This is a genomic window from Xanthomonas prunicola, assembly GCF_002846205.1.
GTDB classification, from domain to species: domain Bacteria; phylum Pseudomonadota; class Gammaproteobacteria; order Xanthomonadales; family Xanthomonadaceae; genus Xanthomonas; species Xanthomonas prunicola.
This window is the reverse complement of record NZ_PHKV01000002.1, coordinates 632,175-653,659: the sequence shown is the minus strand read 5'-3', so window position 1 is coordinate 653,659 and position 21,485 is coordinate 632,175. Positions and strand designations below refer to the sequence as shown.

Sequence of the window (21,485 nt, the reverse complement as noted above, 5' to 3'; positions counted from 1 at the left end):
CAATGCCGATCAAACCCACTGTCTGTGGCCTGCTGCTGGCAGGTCTGTTGAGCGCCTGCGGGCAGCCCACCGAGCAACAGGAGGCGCCACGGCCGCTGGATACCTCGATGCAGAAGCCGCCCAGCGCCGATCCCAGCCAGCCGGTGTCCTCGGGCAATACGCCCACCGCGGCGGACATCGCCGCGGCGGCGGCGCTCAATGCGCAGTACGACCCTTCGCGTGATCCGGCCGCTGATCTGGAGACCGCCAAGGTCGAGGCCAAGCGCGGCGGCAAGCGCATTGTGCTCAATGTCGGCAATGCGGCCTGCGAGCCGTGCAAGGCGCTGGACGAGCTGATGGGCGGCGATGCGGAGCTGCGCAGCTTCCGCGATGCGCACTTTGTGGTGGTCAAGGTCAATCGCGATGCGGCCAACGAGAATGCCGCGTTCCTGTCGCAGTTCGCCCAGCTCAACGACTATCCGTCGCTGCTGGTGCTGGACAACGACGGTAAGCTGCTGACCACCCAGACCGGCCCGGATCTGCGCAAGGGCGAAGGCTTCGACCGCCGCAAGCTGTTCGACTTCCTCAAGCAGTGGGCGCCGCCGCAGGCCTGATCCGTCGTTGCCGTGGCATGCAAAAACCCCCGCACTGCGGGGGTTTTTTTTATCAGTCCTTGCCGGCCATGCGCGGCAGCCCGTCCTTGGCCAGCCGGTCGATCAGCTTTTCCAGGATCTGCTGCTCCTCGGCACTGAACACCGACATCAGCCGCTGTTCCATCTCGTTGACCAGTGGGGCAACGGTCTCGTAGACCTGGCGGCCGGCCGGCGACAGTGCCAGCATCGAGCGGCGGCGGTCGTCGCCATGGGTTTCGCGGCGGATGAAGCCGCGCTCCAGCAGGCGCGCCACGGCGCGGCTGACTGCAACTTTATCCATCGCGGTGCGGTCGGAGACCTCGCTGGCCGAGGAACCCGGATACAGCGCCAGGATGGTGATCACCCGCCACTCGGGAATGGCCATGCCGTAACGATCGCCGTAGACCTTGGCGATGTTGCTGCTGATGCGGTTGGACAGCACGCTCAGGCGATACGGCAGGAACTGCTCGAGGTTGAGCAGCACAGGATGGGGCGGCGGGGTGGGGGCGTCGAGATCGCTCATGTTGCACTGTGTCTTGATTTTGGTTTCATTTGCAACTACAAACCTTGGGTGGCCTGCGCATTCTCGCGGGTCTTCTGCCACCCCGCATAGCCCTGCGGACGGCCTAGCGTGGAGAAACGACGATGAGCGCACAACCGAGCAGTACCGCAACCCGCCCGAACCTGGGCATGCAGGTCACCACCTTCGACAATCCGATGGGGATCGACGGGTTCGAATTCGTCGAATTCGCTGCGCCCGCCGAGCAGGCAGCGCAGCTGCACGACTACTTCCGCAAGATGGGCTTCAGCGCGGTGCTGCGTCACCGTAGCCGCCCCATTACCGTCTATCGCCAGGGCGGGGTCAACTTCCTGCTCAACGAAGACCCCGATTCGTTCGCCGCCGACTTCGCCGCCGCGCACGGCCCGTGCGCCTGCGGGTTTGCGATCCGCTTCCGCACCCCGGCGCAGACCGTGCTGCAGACCGTGCTGGGCAACGGCGGCGAAGCGGTGCAGGACAAGGCCGACACCCGCGCCGTGCCGGCGCCGGTGGTCAAGGGCATCGGCGACTGCATGCTGTATCTGGTGGACCGTTACGGTGACGCCGGCAGCATCTACGACGCTGATTTCGAGCCGATCGACGGTGCCGACCAGCACCCAACCGGCTTCGGGCTGACCTTCATCGACCACCTCACCCACAATCTGTACTTCGGCAACATGCAGCGTTGGTCGGACTATTACGAGCGGCTGTTCAACTTCCGCGAGATCCGCTATTTCGACATCAAGGGTGCCAAGACTGGCCTGGTGTCCAAGGCGATGACCGCCCCGGACGGCATCGTGCGGATTCCGCTCAACGAATCCTCCGACCCCAAGAGCCAGATCAACGAGTATCTGGACGCATACCAGGGCGAAGGCATCCAGCACATCGCCTGCTTCACGGACGATATCTATACCAGTGTGGAAAAAATGCGCGCCGCCGGCGTGAGCTTCCTGGATACGCCGGACACGTATTTCGATGTGGTGGACCTGCGCATCCCCGACCATGGCGAAGATGTCGACCGCCTGCGTCGCAACAAGATCCTGATCGATGCCGACCCGGATACCAAACAGCGCAAACTGCTACAAATCTTCACCACCAACTGCATCGGCCCGATCTTCTTCGAGATCATCCAGCGCAAGGGAAATGAAGGCTTCGGCGAAGGAAATTTCCAGGCGCTGTTCGAAAGCATCGAGCGCGATCAAATGAAGCGTGGGGTGCTTTGAGGGCGGGGATTGGTGATTGGCTGTTCGGGATTTGCTGAAGGCAATACGTTCAAGCGCCACATCAACGGGACACGGTTGTCTGACAAGAAGAAGCACTAAGAACTCACGCAGTTAAAGCCCCTCACCCGCGGGGAAGAGGGGCTTAATCCGGCCCTTTGGGGCCTATCCGGACGCATGCCATGGCTAACAAATCTCCCTACATGACCGGCTTCGGCAACGAATTTGCAACCGAAGCCGTGGCCGGTGCTCTACCGGTCGGACAGAACTCACCGCAGCGCGTGGCGCATGGGCTCTACGCCGAGCAGCTGTCCGGCACCGCGTTCACCGCGCCGCGTGGCGAGAACCGGCGCAGCTGGTTGTATCGGATCCGTCCTGCCGCGGTGCACGGCAGTTTTTCGCTGATCGAGCAGTCGCAGTTCCACAATGATTTTGGCATCGGTCCGGTGCCGCCGGATCAGCTGCGCTGGAGTCCGTTGCCGCTGCCATCCGTGGCCACCGATTTTGTCGATGGCCTTTACACCATGGCCGGTAATGGTGGGCCGGAGGCGATGTCCGGCGTCGGCGTGCATCTGTATGCGGCCAATGCATCCATGCAGGATCGCTTCTTCTACGATGCCGATGGCGAGCTGTTGCTGGTGCCGCAGCAAGGCCGCTTGCGCGTGCATACCGAACTGGGCGTGCTGGCGTTGGAGCCGCAGCAGATCGGTGTGATTCCGCGCGGGGTGCGCTTTCGCGTCGAGTTGCTGGATGGCACCGCGCGCGGCTACGTGTGCGAAAACTTCGGTGGCCTGCTGCGCCTGCCCGATCTGGGGCCGATCGGCTCGAATGGCCTGGCCAATCCACGCGATTTCGAAATACCGCACGCGGCCTTCGAACAACGCGAAGGCGCGTTCGAACTGGTGGCGAAATTCCAAGGGCATCTGTGGCGTGCGGACATCGCTCACTCGCCGCTGGATGTCGTGGCCTGGCATGGCAATTACGCACCCTATCGCTACGATCTACGTCGTTTCAATACCGTCGGCTCGATCAGTTTCGATCACCCCGATCCCAGTATCTTCACCGTGCTGACCTCGCCCAGCGACACGCACGGCACTGCGAACATGGATTTTGCGATCTTTCCGCCGCGTTGGCTGGTGGCGCAGCACACCTTCCGCCCGCCATGGTTCCATCGCAACGTCGCCAGCGAATTTATGGGGCTGGTGCACGGCGTCTATGACGCCAAGGCCGAAGGTTTCGCGCCCGGTGGCGCTTCGCTGCATAACTGCATGAGTGGACACGGCCCCGATGCGGCCACCTTCGACAAGGCCTCGCAGGCAGATCTCACACGCCCGGACGTGATCACTGAAACCATGGCCTTCATGTTCGAAACCCGCGCGGTGTTACGCCCCACGCAGCAGGCATTGAACGCCACGCATCGGCAAGCCGATTACCAGCAGTGTTGGTCCGGATTGCGCGCCGCATTTCAGCTGCCAACAACGGGAGACGCGATGTAGGTCACACCGTAGAGGCGGTCTGGTGCTGTGTCTGCGGCGTATGCCCTGCAGTGCTGTGATTGCGAGAAGTGCTGTTACTGCCCTGGCTGCTGGTGTTGCGTCAACGCTGCGCGCAGATCCTATCGTTGATGCGTGTCGAGTGACTGAGCAGAGCCAGTCGACGCGCGCGGCCCAATACGGTGGAATCACGCCACTTGCAATGTCTCCGGCAGCAGCTCGCCGATCCGGGTACGCACGCGTTCGGCATAGCTGGCCGACGTGATTTGCGGAAGGGCATGCAAGGCCTGCGCGATGGCCATGCGAATCTGATCTTCGTCGCGCGCGGCCTGCAGTTGCCGATGCAGCGCGACGGCGACGGCATTGCGTTGCAACTGCAGGATGTCGAGCAGATACAGGCGTGCGTTGGTGGCTGCGCGGCGGCGCAGGCGCTGCAGCTCTTCTTCGTTCGGCTCGGCATCCGGTGGGGGCGCACGTGTCTCGGAGACCGCCGGCGGTAGGGAAGTGGCTGCTGTGTTGTGCGTTGGGGCTGCGGCCACACCGAGATCCAGATACCCCATCGCGCACAGGCTTTGCACCAATGCAGCGCCATCGCCGCCCAGCAGCAGGGCGAGCGTCGCAAGATCACGCTGCCCGTCGGCGAGGATCAGGGCGCGTCGTTGCAATAGCGTCAGCGGGCTGCGGTGCGATTGCAGCGTGGTCAGGGCAAGCTCGGTCTTGCGTGGGGTCATGGCGGCGGTCCTGCGAAGCCAACAGCGTGACGGCCGCCAATGAAGCGCCGATGACATTCCCGCGACGGTGCGTGCCGTGCTCTCCACATCATCGCGATGCCGGCTGTGTACGCTGTGGCGCACGCATAGAGAACGCACACATGACATCCAGACTGTTTTGCCTGATGGGCGCATTGCTCGTGCTGATCGGCTGCAACCGCGCCGACCAATCACCGGCTGCGGCCGCGCCCGCCACTGCCGAGCACGCGCCGGCTGTCGCGCCTGACGACCAACCGGCGGCGACTGTTCCCCCAGCCACTGCGCCAGCAGGCACGTTTCCTTCGCACACCCAGCCGGACCCCGCTGCGCTCGCGCGCATGGACGGCTACGGCGATCTGCGCTTCGGAATGGATGCCACGCAGGCACGCGCTGCCTGGGGCGGCGATTTGCAGGGCGACGCCGCCACTGACGGCGGCTGTTATTTGCTGCGTCCCACATGGGCCAACGATGCACGTCGCTTCGGTTTCATGTTCGAAGGCGGGCATTTGGTGCGCTTCCAGACCAGCGAACCGAAAGAGACCGCACCCGGTGGTGGCAAGGTCGGCATGACCTTGACTCAGCTGCGCGCGCTGTACCCAGACGGTCTAACCGAGCAGCCGCACAAGTACGTATCCGATGCGCTTACCCTGCGCCTAGCCGACACAGCAGCAAAGACCGCACTGGTGTTCGACACCGATGCAGACGGCAAGGTCACCAGCTGGCGCGTCGGCCAGCCGCCGCAGGTCGATTACGTCGAAGGCTGCGGCTGAAATGCTGCGCGCAACCGCGATGCAGTCTTGCGCAGGGTTTTGCGCGCAGCGCCACGAGGCGGCTTAGAGCGGCTGCCAAAATGTAGCGAGCAGTCGTCAGGTGGGCGTGGACGGCGCGCTCAGAACCGCAGTGTACGCGTGGTACATGCCGATTCCGAGCATCGGCCGCGCCCGCCTGGCGGTGAGCGCAGTCGTTTTTTAGCTGCTCTTAGTGGGTGCATGCGATCCGAGGCGGCCATGTGCGCTTCCAGCCAGCCGCGCATTGGCTCGATCGTTGGATGACCGGCATGGACTTGATTCAGATCGGCCTGTGCGTCGCGACCGGTCAGTGTGCTGGTCGGTCGCAGAATCGCTGCGCGCAACCGTCACACAGCGCTCGCGTGATCTTCCAGTCGCGCCACCAGGCGGCTGTATGTCTCTGTCGTTGGCGACGAATGGAGTGCGCACACGTAAACCGATGCGCCGTGCATCGACTCCGCGTCAGTCTGCCAAGCCGCAAGGCAACATGGTCCCGAGAAAGACCTGCACCTGCGCGCAATCGATTGAGGACCAAAAACACTCCTCAACCACCGTCCGACGCCGGCCCCGGAGGCTGCTTCTCGGTGACTTCGTCCTCGCCCACGTCGCCTTTGACCTGCGGCAACCCTTCCTGTTGCACATCGCCATGATTTGGCACTTCCGGGCGGTTTTCCATCATCAGCGACAGCGCTGCCTTTGCCATCAGGTGCGCGCTGATCGGGGCAGTGATGAACAGGAATACGGTGATCAGCAATTCGCGCGGCTGCGGGTCCACGCCCAGAAACAAGTGATAGCCCACCGATGCCAGCAACACGCAGCCCACGCCAAGCGTGCTGGCCTTGGTCGGTGCATGCAGGCGCTTGAAAAAATCCGACAGTTTCACCAAGCCAAAAGCGCCGATCAGGATGAAGAACGTGCCCACCAGCAACAAGGCACTGAGCAGATATTCGGTGAGGGCGATCATTCGACAATGCTCCGCCGCAACACATATTTGCTAAGCACCACGGTGCTGCCGAAGCCGAGCATCGCAATCACCAGCGCAGCTTCGAAATAGATCGGTGAATCCAGGTACATGCCCAGCAGCATCAGTTCGGCGATGGCGGTGGTGGAGAGCGTGTCCAGCGCCAGGATGCGGTCTGGCACGGTCGGCCCGCGCAGCAGGCGCCATAACGCCATCAAGATGGCCAGGCCGACCGCATGCATGCAGATCACGATGGTCGATTCGATAAACATGTGGCCGGTCATGGAAAGATCTCCATCAGGGGCTTCTCGTAGCGGCTCTTGATCTCGGCAATCAACGCGTCCGGATCGTCCAGATGCAGCACGTGCACCAGCAGATATTTACGGTCATCCGACAGCGCGGCCGAGACGGTGCCGGGCGTCAGCGTGATCATGCTGGTCAACGCGGCGATCCCGTGGATGTTGGCAATATCCAGCGGCACCCAGATAAAACCGGGATGGATGCGCGACTCCGGCCCGAGCACCTGCGCGGCCACCTTGAGGTTGGAACGCACGATGTCGCCCGCGGCCACCAGCAGCATGCGCGGCACCGAGCGTAGCGAACCGATCTGGGCGAACTCGCGGTCCAGCCGCGCCGCGAAGATCGGCACGACCACGCCGAGCAGCATGCCCAACCCCCATTGCTGCGGGCCGAAACTATCGCTGAGCAACAGCCAGAACACGAAGACCGTCACGCTCAACGACGGCGACGGGAACAGGCGACGACGCAATGGTACGCGCGTGGTCATGGCTGCCTCCGTTGCGGTGTCGTGGCACGCACCTGGTCCACATACGCGCCCGGTTCGCGCAGCTGCGCAGCGGCAGCATCGGTGTAACGCATCAAGGGGCCGGCGGCCACGGTCATCGCCACCAGCCCGCTGAGCAACACCACCGTGGCGGCGGTCTCCACCGGGCGCATGCGGCCACGCCGCTGCGGCTGCAGTTCCGGCGCGTCTTCCGCAGCGGCCGGCACGCGCCAGAACAAGCGCACGCCGGCGCGCGTGAGGCCGATCACCACCAGCAGGCTGCTACCGAGCACCGCGCCCCACACCGGCCCGACCAGGCCCTCGGGCACGTGCTGCAGCAACGCGGCCTTGGCCAGGAACCCGGACAGCGGCGGCAACCCGGCCACCGCGACCGCCGCGATCATGAACATCGTGCCTGGAATGGCCCGCCCCGGCAGCGGTGCCACGACTTCCTTGCGGTCGCTGGCACTGCCGCGGCGACGCCGGATCAGATCCGACACCATGAACAAGGCGGCCGCCACAAAGCTGCTGTGTGGCAGGTAGTACAACCCGGCACCCAATGCGCCGGCATCGTCGAGCGAGAACGCGATAAACAACGTCGCCGCCGAAAACACCACCAGGTACGACACCATGACCCGTAGACGCGATGCAGCCATCACCCCGAATGCGGCCATCAAGAGTGTCGCGATGCCCAGCCACAACAGCGCATGGCGCCCGAAACCGTGCATCGCACCGGCACCGGCGCCGAACCACAACGACGACACACGCAACACTGCGTATAGCCCCACCTTGGTCATGATGGCGAACAACGCAGCCACCGCCGCCGGCGCGCGCGAATAGGTTTCCGGCAGCCAAAGATACAGCGGCAGCAGCGCACCCTTGCTGCAGAACACCAACAGCAACAAGCCCAGCGTAGCTTTGGCCAGCGGCACATCCTGCGCCGGCAGATCGGCGATGCGCTGCGAGAGCTCGGCCATGTTGAGCGTGCCGAACACACCGAACAGCAAGCCCAATGCAATCAGGAATAATGTCGACGCGCACACGTTGAACACCACGTAATGCAGGCCCACACGCATCTGCAATCCACGCCCGCCGCTGAGCAGCAGCCCAAAGGAGGCGATCAGCATCACCTCGAAGAATACGAACAGATTGAAGATATCGCCGGTTAAAAATGCGCCGTTCAAGCCCATCAACTGGAACTGAAACAGCGCATGGAAATGCGGTGCGCGCCGGTCCCAGCCTGCGCACGCATGCAACAGGCACGCCGAACCCAGAATCAAGGTCGTCAACAACATCCACGCCGACAGGCGGTCGCCCATCAGCACGATGCCGATGCGCGCCGGCCAGTCGCCGAGCAGATAGACCAGGATCTGGCCGTCGGCAGCGCGCGCGAACAAGGCGATGACCGCTGCGGCCAGCAAGGTCATGCTGACCCAGGCCACGCTGCGCTGCACGCGCGGCCCATAGCGACGATGTTCGACGAACAACGACGCCGATGCACCCAGCATCGGGATGAGGATCGGCAGGATCAGCAGATGATTCATCGCCGTGACTGCCGCGTATCCACGCCGGTGGCGGCATCTTCGTGCGCATCCACATGGTCGCTGCCGTTGTCGCTACGGCTACGGATCGCCAGTACCAGGCTTACGGCCGTCATCGCGAACGCAATCACGATGGCGGTCAGCACCAAGGCCTGCGGGAGCGGGTCGGTGTGATGCATCAGTTCGGCTGGCACGCCTTCCCGCAACACCGGTGCCTGGCCGCTGCGCAAGCGTCCGCCGGCAAAGATCAGCAGGTTGGTTGCGTACGACAGGAAGGTCATACCCAAAATCACATCGAAGCTGCGCGCGCGCAGCAGCAGATAGATCGCCAATGCGGTGAGAACGCCGATCGCGCTTGCCACTGCCAATTCCATCAATGTTGCTCCGCGGTGCGTGTCGAACGTTGGGTGGGATCGATCTCGCCGCGCTGCGAACTGCGCGTGCGTGAGGGTTTGATCGTCCCCATCATCGACAGCATCAACATCGCCGCACCGAACACCACCAGATACACACCGATATCGAAGCCCAGCGCACTGGCAAGTTCCAGCTCGCCCAGCAGCGGCAGCGGAATTTCCAGGTGTCCGCTGCTCAGGAACGGCAGCCCGAAGACCAACGAGCCCGCACCGCTGACAAGTGCGCACAACAAGCCGATACCGATCAGGCGGATGTAGTCGAAACCAAAGCGCGACTCCACCGAGGCCGTGCCCTGAATCACGTACTGCATCAGCAACGGCACTGCCAGCACCAGGCCGGCGATGAAGCCACCTCCCGGCGCGTTGTGCCCGCGCAGGAACAGGAACAGCGACACTGTCAGCGTCAGCGGGAACATGATCTGCGCCAGATCGGCCGGCACCGGCAACTTGATCGGCGGCCCCGGCATGGTGCGCTCCGGTGCCATGCGCGAGCGGCGTAGCAAGGCATGCACGACCAGCCCGGCAATCGCGAATACGGTGATCTCGCCAAAGGTATCGAAGCCGCGGAAATCCACCAGGATCACGTTGACCACATTGCGCCCGTAAGCCTCCGGTAACGCGCGTTGCAGCAGTTCGCCGGCGACGGAGTGGCTGGGCTGCGTCAATAAGCTATACGCCAACGCTGCCAGTCCCGCACCGCCCACAACCGCAATTGCGGCATCGCGAATCTTGCGTCGCCGCGCATGTTCGGGCAACGAGCGTTCGGGCAGATAATTCATCGCCAGCAGCATCAGCACCAGCGTGACCATTTCCACCAGCAACTGCGTCAGTGCCAGATCCGGCGCCGACAAAAAGACGAACGTCAGGCTGACCGCCAGCCCCGTACCGCCCAGCACAAGCACCGCCAGCAGGCGCTGCTTGTACAGGAACAGGCTGCCCAGGGCGCACGCCATCATCAACAGCCACACCATCCAACCCAGCGCAGGCATCGGCGTGGGTGCAGGCCAGTCTGGCAATGTGCCGCCTTGCAGGAACGGCATCAGCGCCACCACGACAGCGCTCAGCACCAGCAGCATCAACATGCGCTGCAGATTGCCGTTGGTGACCGCATCGGTCATGCGTGCGGTGGCAGCGAACAAGGCACGCAAATTCCATTGGAACAGTGCCTTGCCCGGCGAACGGTTCTGGATGGCGTATAAATCCAGCGTGCGTCGCAGCGCCATGTACAGCAGCGCACCGCCGACGATGCCGGCAACGCTCATCGCCAGCGGCAAGTTGAAGCCATGCCACAACGCAAGGCTGTAGTGGGGCAGGCGATCGCCAAGGATCGCAGTGGCGCCCGCGTGCAAGACCGGCGCCACCGTCCACGCCGGCACGATGCCCACCGCCACGCAGGTGAGCACCAGCACATCCACCGGAATCCGCATCCAGCGCGGCGGCTCGTGCGGTGTGGTATCCAGATCGCGCGGGCCGTCGCCGAAGAAGGTGTCGTGCACAAAGCGCAGGCTGTACGCCACCCCCAGCAGGCCGGCCAGCAGCGCAGCCGTGCTGGCCAGGATGCGCATCAGCTGCGGTGCCTCGGTGTCCAGGGCAACAGCGAAGAACATTTCCTTCGATAAGAAGCCGTTGAGCAGCGGAATGCCCGCCATGGCCAGCGACGCAGTGATCGCCAGCGCGCTGGTCACCGGCATCAAACGCCGCAGATTGCCCAGCTTGCGCATGTCGCGCGTGCCGGTTTCGTGGTCGATGATGCCGGCGGCCATGAACAGCGAGGCCTTGAATACTGCATGGTTGATGAGATGAAACACGCCGGCCACCACCGCCATCGGCGTGGACAGGCCGAACAGCATGGTGATCAAACCAAGATGCGAAATGGTCGAATACGCCAGCACACCTTTGATGTCGTGCTGAAAGATCGCGTGCCACGCGCCCAGCAATACCGTGATCGCACCGATGCTGGTGACCGTATAGAAAAACAGATCGGTGCCGGCCAGTGCCGGATGCAAACGCGCCAGCAAAAACACGCCGGCTTTCACCATCGTGGCCGAATGCAGATACGCCGACACCGGCGTGGGCGCCGCCATTGCATGCGGCAACCAGAAGTGGAACGGAAACTGCGCGCTCTTGGTGAAAATGCCCAACAGCACCAGCATCAACGCATACGGATACAGCGGGCTGGCGCGGATCGCATCACCGGCGGCCAAGACGGCATCCAGTTGAAAACTGCCGACGATGCGGCCGATCATCAACACGCCGCCCAACAACGCCAGGCCACCGCCGGCCGTCAGCACGAAGGCCATGCGTGCGCCTTCGCGCGCGTCCTTGCGGTGCGACCAGAACCCGATCAGCAGGAACGAGCTGATACTGGTGAGTTCCCAGAACACCATCAGCAACAACAGATTGCCCGACAGCACCATGCCGAGCATCGCACCCATGAACAGCAATAGATAGGCAAAAAAGCGCGAGGCGCTATCGCGTGCGCTCAGGTAGTAATGCGCATACAGCACCACGAGTGCGCCGATACCCAGCACCAGCAGTGCAAACATCCACGCCAGGCCGTCGAGCCGCAGCGAAAACATCAAGCCAATCTGCGGCAGCCACGCATGTTCACTGCGAATCACCTCGCCGCGCAGCACCGCTGGCGTCAACAGCGCCAACACCAGTAGCCCGCCCAACGGCGCGGCCACAGCCAACCACGCAGTGATCGAACGGGGGACGCGCCAGAGCAGCGCCGCGGCAGCGGCCATGACAAATGGCAGCGCCAGCAGAATTTCTAACGAGAAAGGCATGCAGGGAACACGAGATTCGCGAGCAGGCCACAGAGCTTAACAAACCGTTGACTGACGTCCGCGTCAACGCCGCCGCTGCCCACAGTCCGAAGCGACGCCGGATTGGCTGCACACCGCCGCGCTACACTCGGTATGCAGACAAGTATCCATGCATCGATAGTTGCCCTGTGACTGTCGTCAATGCCGCTCCGTCCACCGCTGCATCTGCGCCACGCGGCCTGGTCTTCGGCGGCAGCGGGCAGATCGGCGAGCGTCTGCTGACTCTGCTGCTGAGCCGGGGCTGGCAGGTGACGGCGTGGTCGCGGCCGCCGCGCGCAGCGTGCTCCGGGCGGGTCTGGCGGCAGGGTGATCTGGCCGTACCGGCTACACCGGTGACGCGTTCGACGTCATCTTCAGCAGTGGTTCGCTTGACCATTTCGCCCGCAGGTATGGCCAGAATCCGGTGGTCTCGCCGCGTATCGTGGCGTTCGGTTCCACTGGCGTAGTGGTCAAGGAACACTCCATCGATGCAGCCGAGCGCTATCTGGCCCGGCGTCTGGCCAATGCCGAACAGGCGTTGTTTTCCGCTGCCCTCGCGCGTTGCGCCAGTGCCACCGTGCTGCGGCTACGGGACCGGGCGCGACAAGACACTGACCCGGATTGCCGGGTTGGCGTAGCGCACCGGCGCGTTCGTGCTGCCGGCCAACGCCACCGGTCTGCGTCAGCCGGTACACGTGGACGATCTGGCCAGCGCCGCCTTGGCAGTGGTCGGGCAGGCGCTGACCCGGCAACGCAGGCATGCGGTGGGCGGCGGCGAAGTGCTGGTGTATATGCAGATGGTGGAGCGCGTGCTGGAAGCGCCGCCACGGCCCGCGCGCTTGTATCAGGTGCCGCCGAGCCTGTGTGGTCTTGCACTCAACGCAGCGCAGCGCCAGGTCCGGCTGCGTGGTACGAATGCCGCCGCGTTACAGCGCATGCGCGAGAACCCGGTATTCGATCTGGGACCGGCACGCCGCGATTTCGGCTACGTTTCGCCCATTGCCGAAGAGCTCGGGATCGGCGAGTGATGCCTGGCTGGTCTGTCGCTGGCTCTTAGTAACGCCAGCCCAGCTGGCGATACGCCTTCGCCAACACCCAGATCGGCCCGATCAGCAGATAGGTCAGATCGGTCAAAAAGCTCGGCCTTCGGCCTTCGATCTTGTGGCCGACGAACTGCGCAATCCACGCCAACACGAACACCGTCAGTGCGGTGGTGAACAGGCCACCGAGCCCGATTCGGCCTTCGATCAACCGGCACAGGCAACCGAAGAAAAAGAAAATTCCCAGCATGCCCAGCCCCAACGGGCGCGACAGCCGGTTGTAGTACGACCATGCCGCAAACATCGACAGCGCTGCCCACACACCGCTACTGAACCAGGTGCCGCCGACCGGGATGCACCACAGCAGTGCGACTACCGACCACAGAATTGCAGGCACCGCCAGCACGTGGATCTGCTGGTTGGTCGCATGTTGATGATCGTCGGAATAGCTGGCGAAATAGCGCTCGATCGGTCGCGCGGTCGTGGTGCGTTCGGTCATGTTCCCTCCCAGGAATGACCCAAGCATACGCGCGCGGATGGCGCTGTGGCAGGTGTGCCCCTCGCCACGCACGACTTGCGTGACGAGGGACGCGCTGCGCTACATCAGTTGACCGAGACCGCGCTCCACGCCGCCGCGACCGCGCGGTACTGCGTGGACGTGCTGCCGTACAGATCGGTGGCCGCGCTCAACGTGGCGCGGCGGGCAGCCGCGTAGTTGGTGGACGAGGTCATGTACACCGTCAGTGCGCGATACCAGATGCGGCTGGCGGCAGCACGGCCGATCGCTGTCAGCGCCGTCGAGCCGCTGCAGACCAGCCCGGCCGGGGTCAGGTTGTAGCTGGTGCCCGTGCCGAAACCGCTCGGTACCACTGCGCCTTCGGCCAGCAGATAGTAGAAGTGATTGGCTACGCCCGAGCTGTAGTGCACATTGAGCGAGCCCAGATTGCTGCTGTAGCAATCCGGCGAGTCGCCATCCAGGCTTGGCTTGAACATGTAACGCAACGCCAGCGTGCCGGTGCTGTTGTTGGGGATGATCTTCTCGCCAATCAGATAATTGCCCGGCTCCGCACTGTTGGCAGCGGAGTACTCCACCATGGTGCCCATGATGTCGGAGGTGGCTTCATTCAAACCGCCCGATTCTCCCGAGTACACCAGACGTGCGGTCCGGCTGGTCACACCATGCGTCATCTCGTGGCCGGCCACATCCACCGACACCAGCGGCGTGAATGAGCTGCCGTCGCCATCGCCGAAAGTCATGCAGAAACAGCTGTCCTGCCAGAAGGCATTGTTGTAGCGGCTACCGTAATGCACGCGGCTACGCGCACCGGCACCATCGTTGGCGATGCCGGTGCGCGCATGCGTGGTGCGATAGTAGTCCCAGGTCAACGCCACGCCGTAATGCGCATCCACCGCGGCGGTGACCGTGTCGCTGGTGGCGCCGTTACCCCAGGTGTTGTCGGCGTCGGTGACCAGGGTGCCATTGCCGGAGGTGCTGTTGCGCATGTTGTAGGTGGCGCCACTGCCGCGACTGAGATCGGTCAACTCATAACCGCTGCTGCAACGCGTGGTCGACAGTCCAACGCTACCCGCATACAACGCGCGCCCGGTGCCGGCCGCACTGGTGCCGCCGCTGCACACGGTATGCACCGTATCCCAGGATTCGAGGATGCGCTGGCTGACTGCATCGACGATGTAATGCATCTCGGTCGGTGTCTGATCGGGTTTGACGCCGCTATAGATCACCTCGTACACCAGGCGTGGCGCGCCCTGGCGCGCATACAGCGCCAGGCTCGCCCGCGGCGCGGCATCTTGCGCCACATCGAAGTGCGACCCCGCGACACGCAATGCGGTTGCAGCATCGATCCCCGGCACCAGGCTCGGACGCACCGTGGTCTCCATGGTCTGGCTCAACTCACGCATCACCCCACGCCGCGAATGCACCACCACATCGCCGCCGATCACCGGCAGGCCCTGATAGGTGCGATCGAAGCGCACATGTTCAGTGCCGTCGGCATCGACGATGCTGTCGCGTGCGATGAAGGCATCGGCCGATGCACGATTGGCCAATGCCGACGCGGTGTTCCCCAACAACGATTGCGCGCGTGAAACAGCGGCATTTGCGGACAAATCCGCAGTAGTAGCGGCAGCGGAAAACGATAGCGCGCAGCAGATCGCCGCGCCCAAGACGTGGAATTGCATGACGACTCTCTCCAGAAAACGTGCGATGCAAAGACCGGCGGCCCCCCGACAGCCGGTCGCCGATGGCACCTTAGGTGCCGGCAACTACGCTTGCACAGTCCCGAACTGGACAGTAGTAAAAATTACGGATGTATTGTGTTCTGTGCGCCGCGCCACTTTGCGCTGTGGAGCGCATCGCAGAGACGCAGCGGATGCATGGTGTTGCTGGCTGCTGCGGCCAAGCGCGCGCGCACTGCATTGGTTTTGGATGGGGGTGCGCCGCAGAGCTGCGCAAGCCCGTTGGGGCGCTGCGGTCTCCGATCACGACGCGTGCTGGCCGTTGGACAACGATGAGGTGACGCAGGAGTGCCGTCACCGCCACGGTGCAGGCGGAAAAAAACGCCGGCCAACGTCCTGACCGGCGTTTCTTTGATCCATCGCTGAAAGGTCAGCGACCGCCCATCGCAACCTTCTGTTGTTCTTGCTGGGCCTGTTGCTGCTGCGACTGCCCCGCCAGCAACTGCGCACTGGTCTGCTCAAGTGTCGGGGCAGGTTGATTCAGGTCCACCGCCGCACGGAAGCCCGGCGTGGTGCCCATGACGAACGCCTTACCATCGTGCACTGTCACGGTCTGCAATTTATCTGCGCTGTCGATGCCATTCTGCTTGGCCTGCAAAGTGACGTTGGCGGCGGTCTCGTTGGAGATCATGCTCGGCAGCTTGCTGCGGATTGCGTTATGCAGCGCGTGGTCCGGATGCGATGCATCGTTGAGCGACGGACCTTTCGTCGCGGTAACCGGGGCATCGGCCGCTTTGGCCGCCGTCTGCACCGTGGGCGCCGACAATGCTGTCCGTGTATCGCGGCCCACGACACCGTCCTGCTGCAACCCATGTTGCTTCTGGAACGCCATCACCGCCTCGCGCGTGTTGTCGCCGAAACGGCCATCCTCAGCCAGCCGGTTGCCCTGCGCATCGCGTATGCCGAAACGGTTGAGGTCCTGCTGCAGCTTGCCGACATCCTGACTGTTGTCGCCATGCCGCAGGGCACCTGTACTGCCTGCCGGCGTTGCCTGGGTGTGCCGCGCATCCGCTTGCTGTTTGTGGCCCTGATTCCAGAAGGTCTCTGGGCTGGTGAGTCTGCCGTTGGCATCGCGCAGCTGGTAATGCACATGCTGCGCGTACTGGTTGTTACCGTTCGGGCCGCGTCCACCCATCGTGCCGATGGCATCGCCGGCGGACAGCGTCTGACCCTCTTTCACCTTGAGTGCGTCCAGGTGCAGGATCTCGTGCGAGTTGCCCTGTGCATCGCGAATCTTGACGGTGCCGTAGTTGCCGCCCGCGAAGGTGACGGTTCCGGCGACCGGCGAATGCACTGTCGGGTGCTGCATGTTGCGGCCTGTCTGGCCACCCTGGTAGTTGAAGTCGGTACCGCCGTGCGGCCCGTGGCTGCCGCGGTGCTCACCATAATGACCGGTGATATGCGGGTCGGTACTGCCTTGACCGGGCAGCATGCGTTCCATCGTTTGCTGGAAATTGCTGCGAGCGCCATGGCTGGGCTCGGCCGGGTGCATCGCTGGTGCGGGACGGTCCTCGGTATTGCCCTGCGTCTGGGCAAGACGCTGTTCGACAAACTGGGTGTAGTTGTCCAGATGAGGGGCAATCTCGCGCCGCGACAGAGCAAGGCCGCCATAATCCTTGCTGGGACCATCGTGGTGATATTTGTAGATGTAGTCCTCACCCTCACCGCGGCTGCGCGCAAGATCGCGGTTATCGATGAAATGTTGCACCAAGGCCTGCGACTGCGTCTGCACGTCGAAGCGGTTGGACGCGTTGACGCCGTAATGCGCGCCGGTGCGGTCGATGAACTGACCCAGACCCGAGGCAGACGTTGTGCCCGCAGCAGCATCAGGATTGAAGCCTGATTCAACTCTGGCGACGGCGAGGACGTAAGCGGTCTCGCGCGATGAAAGCCCGGCATCCCGCGAGGCATCGATCAGACTATCGATTACCCGTGACTGGGTTTGCGGACTGGCATCGCCCCAGCGACGCGATTCGCCATGCAATCGCCCATCTCCGCTGTCGATGGGCTCGCGGTAATGGCTCCAGGGTTTGATCCGGTCACTGCTGTATGCAGCGCCGCGTGGTTGAAGCATTTCGGTATAAATCGTGGTGTCGGTCATATCGTGCGCTCCTTTCTATGAGACAGATTCTTCCTTGTAACGGGTACTGCTCCATGTACTGCGTACTGCGTTGGCCAAGCACCGCAATCGGTGCACGGGCATCCTTTGCTCAGGGCTGGAAAGGCACCAGTTCCGGGTGCTTCAGTCCCAACTCTTCGAGTTTGTGTTCGTACTCATCGTTATTCGGGCTCTGCTGGCCGTCCTGCGTATGCAGCGGTGGTGTCGCATGATTCAGCAACTGACCCTTGATGTCATACAGGAAGAACCATTCGCAAAATTCGCAGCCGTAAGGAAGCTCGCCGTACTGGACGACAACGTACGTGCTTCCTTTTGCGTCTGCCGCGCAACCCAGGCCCACTGCGGTGTATTCCGCCATCTCTGGAGGCGCTGCCACTTCCTGGCGCTGGCCATCGTGCTCCATTTCCAGCTGGGTCTTGGTGGAGCCGCTGCTCTCGGATGGCAACGCGCTCAGGTGCAGGCGCACGCCGGAGCATTCCTTGATCATGTCGTTCCGTCCTTGTGTATCTGCCTCTGTCGAAGCCGGGGATGGGGTAGTGGCAGGTGGCGTACTGGGTGCGTTGGTGGTGGCAGCTGCAGGCCCCGGCTTGTCACCGCATGCGGCAAGCACCAGGCTCAGGCCCAGAGCAGGTAGGACGGAGATGAAGCGTCGCATCAGGTCGCCTCTTTGACGGTTTGAGTTGTAGGGGAGGATGGCCAAGCCGGCAGAACCTGCTTCCAGCGCCTACCGACGTTTACAAGGACTGGTCGTCCACCTTGACCAGCATCCAGCAGGGGCGCTGGGCGAAGTGGTAGACCTGCTGATCGCCGGTGTCCGGTGTGCGGACCAGTACCTGGCGGCCATCGGCTTCTTCGGAAATCGTGACCTCGCGGCCGCCGTTGCGGGCTGCCTCCAGGTTCGGGATGACAGGCCACTCGACCTTGGCCAGCGGAACCGTGCGGGTGACCGGGGTGGGCTCGGGCTGTGCGTCCGGGTCGAGCTGGATCATCGTCAGCGGATCGGCGGTGGCCTTTTCCTGTACCGCAATGTCTGCACTGAAGCTTTTCAGAAACGCAGAGAAGTCGGCGCTGGGGCAGGTTGTCGCCTGCGCAGGCGTTGCCGAAGTGGCAGCGGGCGTTGAGGCGCCAGGCGCGGCCTCTGCAGCTTGTGCGGTGGTTGCCGGGGTTGCAGCGACAACTGGCTCTGCTTGCGGTTTGCAAGCAACTAGCACCAGGCTCAGTGCGAGGGCGTGCAGGGAAGTTCGGAAAAGGGCCAACGGATCCTCCTGATCGTAGCGGGCAACTGAGTCAGCCGGCGGGATGTTATATGCGCACTGCCCGCAAATGTGTGAAGGCTTGCCAAGCGCCGGGGACGCGAACTGGCTGGCATGCAGCATGCCAACATCTTCGGAGGGTAAGCAGCCTGACGGTGCCTGATGCTCGGTGATGCCAATACCGGTGATACCGTCAGCACAATCCCGATTAGCTCAAACCGAGCCTGCGCTAAAACCATAATGAATGTGATTATGGGTTTCCTGGAAATACATCCGGTTTGGCGCGAGTGGCTATAGCCCGTTCGAAAAGACATCGAGTGCATCCGCACTCACCCATCCTTGCGCACAATTGCCAACGTAGTGTCCTGGTACTACTGCGTGGCAGCTCTCGCTACTTGCAGGCTTCATCTGCTTGATCGGCCTGTCGCCATAGGTGTTGCACAATGCGTTGTTCTTGCACCTTGCAATGGTGTCCGCCGGAATTGCGGCAACGTAGTAATAAAGCGGGTTCTGTCCGGCGCGGCCGATCGCCTGGACGCAGACGAGCTGGCCTTGCGCTAGATGTGCTGTGGTCGTTGCGCTACTGCCGGTGGCGGGCACGACATCCAACAGATCAATTCCCTTTCCCTGGGTTACGCCGGCGAAGAATCCCTCATCGCCACAATCCGGCGAAAGCTCCACATCATAAAAATCACCGCTGGCGACATTGCCTGCTGTGCATCCTTTTGCGGCCTTTGCATCCGTGCAGGTGACGCCGGTGGCCTGTATCAACGCGCCAAGTCGGTCGTTGACCGCCAGCGGTGCAGGTGCCGTGGTTTTCGCAGGTGCTACTGGCGCTGCGGCAGGGGCAGCAGATTCGCCGGCCGTGCAGGCGCTCAGTGCGAGCAATAAACAGGGGGCCACCGCATTGCGGAAGGCAGGCAGCAGGCGGAAGAGGTGAGTTGACCGAGCCATTGCGACCTCGTTGGGCAAAAGAGCAGGCCACTGCGGCGAGCGTAGTGGAATGCATTGGATGCAATGATGTGCAGTGGTTGTCATGAAGCTTCACATGCAACCACCAGCCGGGCCTCGGCGCACAGTCGCTGGACCCGGAGCGCGCCGAGTGTGTCAGCGCTTCAGTCATAACGGCGTCAGCATAATGCGACGCCCGACACCCCCGTTAAATCGGGGGGAAGCCATCAATCAACCGAAATACCCGCCAACCGCTGCAGGGCTTCGGCATATTTCGCACGGGTACGATCAATCACTTCGGCCGGCAGGCTAGGACCGGGTGCGGTCTTGCCCCAGTCCAGGGTTTCCAGATAATCGCGCACGAACTGTTTGTCATAGCTCGGCGGGCTGGTGCCCAGTTCGTATTGGTCGGCCGGCCAGTAGCGCGACGAGTCCGGGGTCAGCATCTCGTCCATGATGTACAGGCGGCCATCGGCGTCGGTGCCGAATTCGAACTTGGTGTCGGCCAGCAGAATGCCGCGTTCGGCGGCAAAATCCGCAGCGAAGCGGTAAATGCGCAAGGTGGCATCGCGCACGCGCTCGGCCAGCTCGGCGCCCACGGTCTTGACCATCGCATCGAAGTCGATGTTCTCGTCATGGTCGCCGACAGCGGCCTTGGTCGAGGGAGTAAAGATCGGCTCGGGCAGTTTCTCGGCCTGGCGCAGGCCGTCGGGCAAGTCGATGCCGCTGACCTTGCCGGTGCGCTGATAGTCCTTCCAGCCGCTGCCGATCAGATAGCCACGTGCGATGGCTTCCACCGGCACCGGCTTGAGCTTGCGCGTGACCACGGCGCGCTTGGCGTACAGCGCCGGGTCCACGCCGTCGGGCAATACCTGCTCCACGCGGATGTCGACCAAGTGGTTGGGCATCAGGTGGTCGGTCTTGTGGAACCAGAAGTTGGACACCTGGCACAGCATCTCGCCCTTGCCCGGGATCGGGTCGGGCAGCACCACGTCGAATGCGGACAGGCGGTCGGTCGCCACCATCAACAGATAGTCGCCCGGGGGCGCATCGGCGGGCAGGCGGTCGCGGGGAATATCGAAGACATCGCGGACCTTGCCACGGTGACGCAACGGCAGGCCGGGCAGATCGGATTGCAACAGCGTGGTCGACACAGGCACTCCTAAGGACGTCGCAATGACGCTGTCCCCGGGACCCGGTGGGCCCGCGGGTGGCCAGCGGGCCGCGTAGTGTACGGCGCTTCGCCGCCGCCCGCAGAATTTATTGGAGCCCGTGTCGCGGCGCCTGTGCAGGGCTCGTCAGCCAAGCCAGGCGGGCGTTCGGGTAAGATCGCCAGCCCGCCTCCCGACCCCGATTGCCTCCATGTCCTGGTACGGAAAACTGCTCGGCGCATTGGCCGGCGCCTTGCTGTTCCGCGGCGCGCCCTTCGTAGGGCTGATGATCGGGCTGGCGATCGGCCACGCGGTCGACGCCGGCTGGTTCAAGCGGCGCGCGGAAAATCCGTATGAAGCGCTGGGCCTGGAGCCGGACGCCACCACCGCCGAGATCGATCTGGCCTATCGCCGGCTGATGTCGCGTTACCACCCGGACAAGGTGGCCAACGCCGACCCTGAAGCGCGCCGCCAGGCTGAAAAGAAGGCCAGCCAGATCAACGCCGCCTACGACCGGATTCAACGGCTGCGCAAGCGCTGAGTGAAGGCCGTGCGTCGAGCGCCGGTGCCTGGCCTATGTCGCGCGTCTGCGCCGCACGCCGCCCCTCGATCGGAAACGCCACGGGACCAGTAAAAACGCCTGATCAAGACGACCAAGCGCCATGGCACGCATGCGCCCGGCCGTCAGAACGTGTCGCCGGCGCTCAGGCGTACCGTGTGGGTCGAAACAGCGGTGTCGATACGCCGCAGATCGGTGTCGGCCGGATTCACGCGCAGGAATGGGCGGGTCACCGGCCTGGTGCGGCTGGT

Annotated in this window: 20 protein-coding genes, 1 other RNA gene and 2 pseudogenes; 6 read left to right on the top strand and 17 right to left on the bottom strand. The window is 63.3% G+C overall.

Annotated elements, in window-relative coordinates:
* Window positions 1–2 precede the first annotated feature (2 nt).
* Window positions 3–593 carry a thioredoxin family protein gene (locus XpruCFBP8353_RS09365; RefSeq protein ID WP_016901644.1) on the top strand — a complete coding sequence of 197 codons (591 nt, stop codon included), beginning with the start codon at window positions 3–5 and terminating at the stop codon, window positions 591–593.
* Window positions 594–645: 52 nt separating this feature from the next.
* On the opposite strand, the gene XpruCFBP8353_RS09360 is transcribed toward XpruCFBP8353_RS09365, so the two are convergent.
* Window positions 646–1,134, bottom strand: a complete 489-nt coding sequence (locus XpruCFBP8353_RS09360) for a MarR family winged helix-turn-helix transcriptional regulator (protein WP_024938218.1) — start codon at window positions 1,132–1,134, stop codon at window positions 646–648.
* A 122-nt stretch (window positions 1,135–1,256) separates the two neighbouring features.
* Here XpruCFBP8353_RS09360 and hppD point away from each other — a divergent pair, with 122 nt between their 5' ends.
* Window positions 1,257–2,372, top strand: coding sequence for a 4-hydroxyphenylpyruvate dioxygenase (hppD, locus tag XpruCFBP8353_RS09355; protein WP_162300997.1), 1,116 nt, complete (start codon window positions 1,257–1,259; stop codon window positions 2,370–2,372).
* 179 nt (window positions 2,373–2,551) lie between these two features.
* Window positions 2,552–3,865, top strand: coding sequence for a homogentisate 1,2-dioxygenase (hmgA, locus tag XpruCFBP8353_RS09350; protein ID WP_207759609.1), 1,314 nt, complete (start codon window positions 2,552–2,554; stop codon window positions 3,863–3,865).
* 185 nt (window positions 3,866–4,050) lie between these two features.
* On the opposite strand, the gene XpruCFBP8353_RS09345 is transcribed toward hmgA, so the two are convergent.
* Window positions 4,051–4,593 (bottom strand): hypothetical protein, encoded by a 543-nt coding sequence (locus XpruCFBP8353_RS09345; RefSeq protein WP_101362952.1) that lies wholly within the window; start codon window positions 4,591–4,593, stop codon window positions 4,051–4,053.
* Window positions 4,594–4,757: 164 nt separating this feature from the next.
* Here XpruCFBP8353_RS09345 and XpruCFBP8353_RS09340 point away from each other — a divergent pair, with 164 nt between their 5' ends.
* Window positions 4,758–5,381 (top strand): lectin, encoded by a 624-nt coding sequence (locus tag XpruCFBP8353_RS09340; RefSeq protein WP_101362951.1) that lies wholly within the window; start codon window positions 4,758–4,760, stop codon window positions 5,379–5,381.
* Between the two features lie 70 nt (window positions 5,382–5,451).
* Here XpruCFBP8353_RS09340 and XpruCFBP8353_RS09335 read toward each other — a convergent pair.
* The 7 genes from XpruCFBP8353_RS09335 to XpruCFBP8353_RS09305 form a co-directional block, all read right to left on the bottom strand.
* A non-coding RNA gene (locus tag XpruCFBP8353_RS09335) (sX9 sRNA) lies at window positions 5,452–5,528 on the bottom strand.
* 415 nt (window positions 5,529–5,943) lie between these two features.
* Entirely contained in the window at window positions 5,944–6,363 is a 420-nt protein-coding gene (locus tag XpruCFBP8353_RS09330) for a Na+/H+ antiporter subunit G (RefSeq protein ID WP_101362950.1), read from the bottom strand.
* A complete protein-coding gene (locus tag XpruCFBP8353_RS09325) occupies window positions 6,360–6,644 on the bottom strand; it encodes a K+/H+ antiporter subunit F (RefSeq protein WP_101362949.1) in 285 nt (94 codons plus the stop codon). The genes XpruCFBP8353_RS09330 and XpruCFBP8353_RS09325 overlap by 4 nt, the downstream gene beginning before the upstream one ends.
* The gene (locus XpruCFBP8353_RS09320) at window positions 6,641–7,147 is read right to left on the bottom strand and encodes a Na+/H+ antiporter subunit E (RefSeq protein WP_101362948.1); all 507 of its coding nucleotides are present in this window, start codon (window positions 7,145–7,147) and stop codon (window positions 6,641–6,643) included. The genes XpruCFBP8353_RS09325 and XpruCFBP8353_RS09320 overlap by 4 nt, the downstream gene beginning before the upstream one ends.
* Complete coding sequence (locus XpruCFBP8353_RS09315; RefSeq protein WP_101362947.1) at window positions 7,144–8,688, bottom strand: monovalent cation/H+ antiporter subunit D; 1,545 nt, start codon at window positions 8,686–8,688, stop codon at window positions 7,144–7,146. The genes XpruCFBP8353_RS09320 and XpruCFBP8353_RS09315 overlap by 4 nt, the downstream gene beginning before the upstream one ends.
* Entirely contained in the window at window positions 8,685–9,059 is a 375-nt protein-coding gene (locus tag XpruCFBP8353_RS09310) for a Na+/H+ antiporter subunit C (protein ID WP_101362946.1), read from the bottom strand. Before XpruCFBP8353_RS09310 ends, XpruCFBP8353_RS09315 begins: the two co-directional genes overlap by 4 nt.
* Window positions 9,059–11,887 (bottom strand): monovalent cation/H+ antiporter subunit A, encoded by a 2,829-nt coding sequence (locus XpruCFBP8353_RS09305; RefSeq protein WP_101362945.1) that lies wholly within the window; start codon window positions 11,885–11,887, stop codon window positions 9,059–9,061. Before XpruCFBP8353_RS09305 ends, XpruCFBP8353_RS09310 begins: the two co-directional genes overlap by 1 nt.
* A gap of 167 nt (window positions 11,888–12,054) precedes the next feature.
* On the opposite strand from XpruCFBP8353_RS09305, the pseudogene XpruCFBP8353_RS24525 reads away from it, so the two are divergent.
* Window positions 12,055–12,933 (top strand): annotated as a pseudogene (locus XpruCFBP8353_RS24525) (NAD-dependent epimerase/dehydratase family protein).
* Window positions 12,934–12,958: 25 nt separating this feature from the next.
* Here XpruCFBP8353_RS24525 and XpruCFBP8353_RS09290 read toward each other — a convergent pair.
* The 7 genes from XpruCFBP8353_RS09290 to XpruCFBP8353_RS09260 form a co-directional block, all read right to left on the bottom strand.
* Window positions 12,959–13,444 (bottom strand): Mpo1 family 2-hydroxy fatty acid dioxygenase, encoded by a 486-nt coding sequence (locus XpruCFBP8353_RS09290; protein WP_101362944.1) that lies wholly within the window; start codon window positions 13,442–13,444, stop codon window positions 12,959–12,961.
* A 104-nt stretch (window positions 13,445–13,548) separates the two neighbouring features.
* The gene (locus XpruCFBP8353_RS09285; RefSeq protein ID WP_101362943.1) at window positions 13,549–15,144 is read right to left on the bottom strand and encodes a M4 family metallopeptidase; all 1,596 of its coding nucleotides are present in this window, start codon (window positions 15,142–15,144) and stop codon (window positions 13,549–13,551) included.
* Between the two features lie 427 nt (window positions 15,145–15,571).
* Window positions 15,572–17,302, bottom strand: a complete 1,731-nt coding sequence (locus XpruCFBP8353_RS09280) for a peptidoglycan-binding protein (protein WP_101362942.1) — start codon at window positions 17,300–17,302, stop codon at window positions 15,572–15,574.
* 109 nt (window positions 17,303–17,411) lie between these two features.
* Entirely contained in the window at window positions 17,412–18,020 is a 609-nt protein-coding gene (locus tag XpruCFBP8353_RS09275; protein WP_243391083.1) for an LptM family lipoprotein, read from the bottom strand.
* A 34-nt stretch (window positions 18,021–18,054) separates the two neighbouring features.
* A complete protein-coding gene (locus tag XpruCFBP8353_RS09270; RefSeq protein ID WP_101363104.1) occupies window positions 18,055–18,576 on the bottom strand; it encodes a hypothetical protein in 522 nt (173 codons plus the stop codon).
* Between the two features lie 288 nt (window positions 18,577–18,864).
* On the bottom strand, window positions 18,865–19,527 hold the full coding sequence (locus XpruCFBP8353_RS09265; protein ID WP_101363103.1) for a hypothetical protein: 663 nt from the start codon (window positions 19,525–19,527) through the stop codon (window positions 18,865–18,867).
* Between the two features lie 224 nt (window positions 19,528–19,751).
* Window positions 19,752–20,678, bottom strand: a complete 927-nt coding sequence (locus XpruCFBP8353_RS09260) for a phosphoribosylaminoimidazolesuccinocarboxamide synthase (protein ID WP_162300995.1) — start codon at window positions 20,676–20,678, stop codon at window positions 19,752–19,754.
* A 208-nt stretch (window positions 20,679–20,886) separates the two neighbouring features.
* On the opposite strand from XpruCFBP8353_RS09260, the gene XpruCFBP8353_RS09255 reads away from it, so the two are divergent.
* Complete coding sequence (locus XpruCFBP8353_RS09255) at window positions 20,887–21,216, top strand: J domain-containing protein (protein ID WP_046963407.1); 330 nt, start codon at window positions 20,887–20,889, stop codon at window positions 21,214–21,216.
* A gap of 143 nt (window positions 21,217–21,359) precedes the next feature.
* Here XpruCFBP8353_RS09255 and XpruCFBP8353_RS24260 read toward each other — a convergent pair.
* Window positions 21,360–21,476 (bottom strand): annotated as a pseudogene (locus XpruCFBP8353_RS24260) (porin family protein); the annotation flags it as partial.
* Between the last annotated feature and the right edge of the window lie 9 nt (window positions 21,477–21,485).

What these genes read in the sequence shown, in the direction of transcription:
- XpruCFBP8353_RS09255 (WP_046963407.1), top strand. Translation starts at nt 20,887, where the DNA reads ATGTCCTGGTACGGAAAACTGCTCGGCGCATTGGCCGGCGCCTTGCTG.
- XpruCFBP8353_RS09345 (WP_101362952.1), bottom strand. Translation starts at nt 4,593, where the DNA reads ATGACCCCACGCAAGACCGAGCTTGCCCTGACCACGCTGCAATCGCAC.
- XpruCFBP8353_RS09285 (WP_101362943.1), bottom strand. Translation starts at nt 15,144, where the DNA reads ATGCAATTCCACGTCTTGGGCGCGGCGATCTGCTGCGCGCTATCGTTT.
- XpruCFBP8353_RS09265 (WP_101363103.1), bottom strand. Translation starts at nt 19,527, where the DNA reads ATGGCTCGGTCAACTCACCTCTTCCGCCTGCTGCCTGCCTTCCGCAAT.
- XpruCFBP8353_RS09365 (WP_016901644.1), top strand. Translation starts at nt 3, where the DNA reads ATGCCGATCAAACCCACTGTCTGTGGCCTGCTGCTGGCAGGTCTGTTG.
- XpruCFBP8353_RS09305 (WP_101362945.1), bottom strand. Translation starts at nt 11,887, where the DNA reads ATGCCTTTCTCGTTAGAAATTCTGCTGGCGCTGCCATTTGTCATGGCC.
- XpruCFBP8353_RS09360 (WP_024938218.1), bottom strand. Translation starts at nt 1,134, where the DNA reads ATGAGCGATCTCGACGCCCCCACCCCGCCGCCCCATCCTGTGCTGCTC.
- hmgA (WP_207759609.1), top strand. Translation starts at nt 2,552, where the DNA reads ATGGCTAACAAATCTCCCTACATGACCGGCTTCGGCAACGAATTTGCA.
- XpruCFBP8353_RS09330 (WP_101362950.1), bottom strand. Translation starts at nt 6,363, where the DNA reads ATGATCGCCCTCACCGAATATCTGCTCAGTGCCTTGTTGCTGGTGGGC.
- XpruCFBP8353_RS09320 (WP_101362948.1), bottom strand. Translation starts at nt 7,147, where the DNA reads ATGACCACGCGCGTACCATTGCGTCGTCGCCTGTTCCCGTCGCCGTCG.
- XpruCFBP8353_RS09315 (WP_101362947.1), bottom strand. Translation starts at nt 8,688, where the DNA reads ATGAATCATCTGCTGATCCTGCCGATCCTCATCCCGATGCTGGGTGCA.
- XpruCFBP8353_RS09290 (WP_101362944.1), bottom strand. Translation starts at nt 13,444, where the DNA reads ATGACCGAACGCACCACGACCGCGCGACCGATCGAGCGCTATTTCGCC.
- XpruCFBP8353_RS09340 (WP_101362951.1), top strand. Translation starts at nt 4,758, where the DNA reads ATGGGCGCATTGCTCGTGCTGATCGGCTGCAACCGCGCCGACCAATCA.
- XpruCFBP8353_RS09325 (WP_101362949.1), bottom strand. Translation starts at nt 6,644, where the DNA reads ATGACCGGCCACATGTTTATCGAATCGACCATCGTGATCTGCATGCAT.
- XpruCFBP8353_RS09310 (WP_101362946.1), bottom strand. Translation starts at nt 9,059, where the DNA reads ATGGAATTGGCAGTGGCAAGCGCGATCGGCGTTCTCACCGCATTGGCG.
- XpruCFBP8353_RS09280 (WP_101362942.1), bottom strand. Translation starts at nt 17,302, where the DNA reads ATGACCGACACCACGATTTATACCGAAATGCTTCAACCACGCGGCGCT.
- hppD (WP_162300997.1), top strand. Translation starts at nt 1,257, where the DNA reads ATGAGCGCACAACCGAGCAGTACCGCAACCCGCCCGAACCTGGGCATG.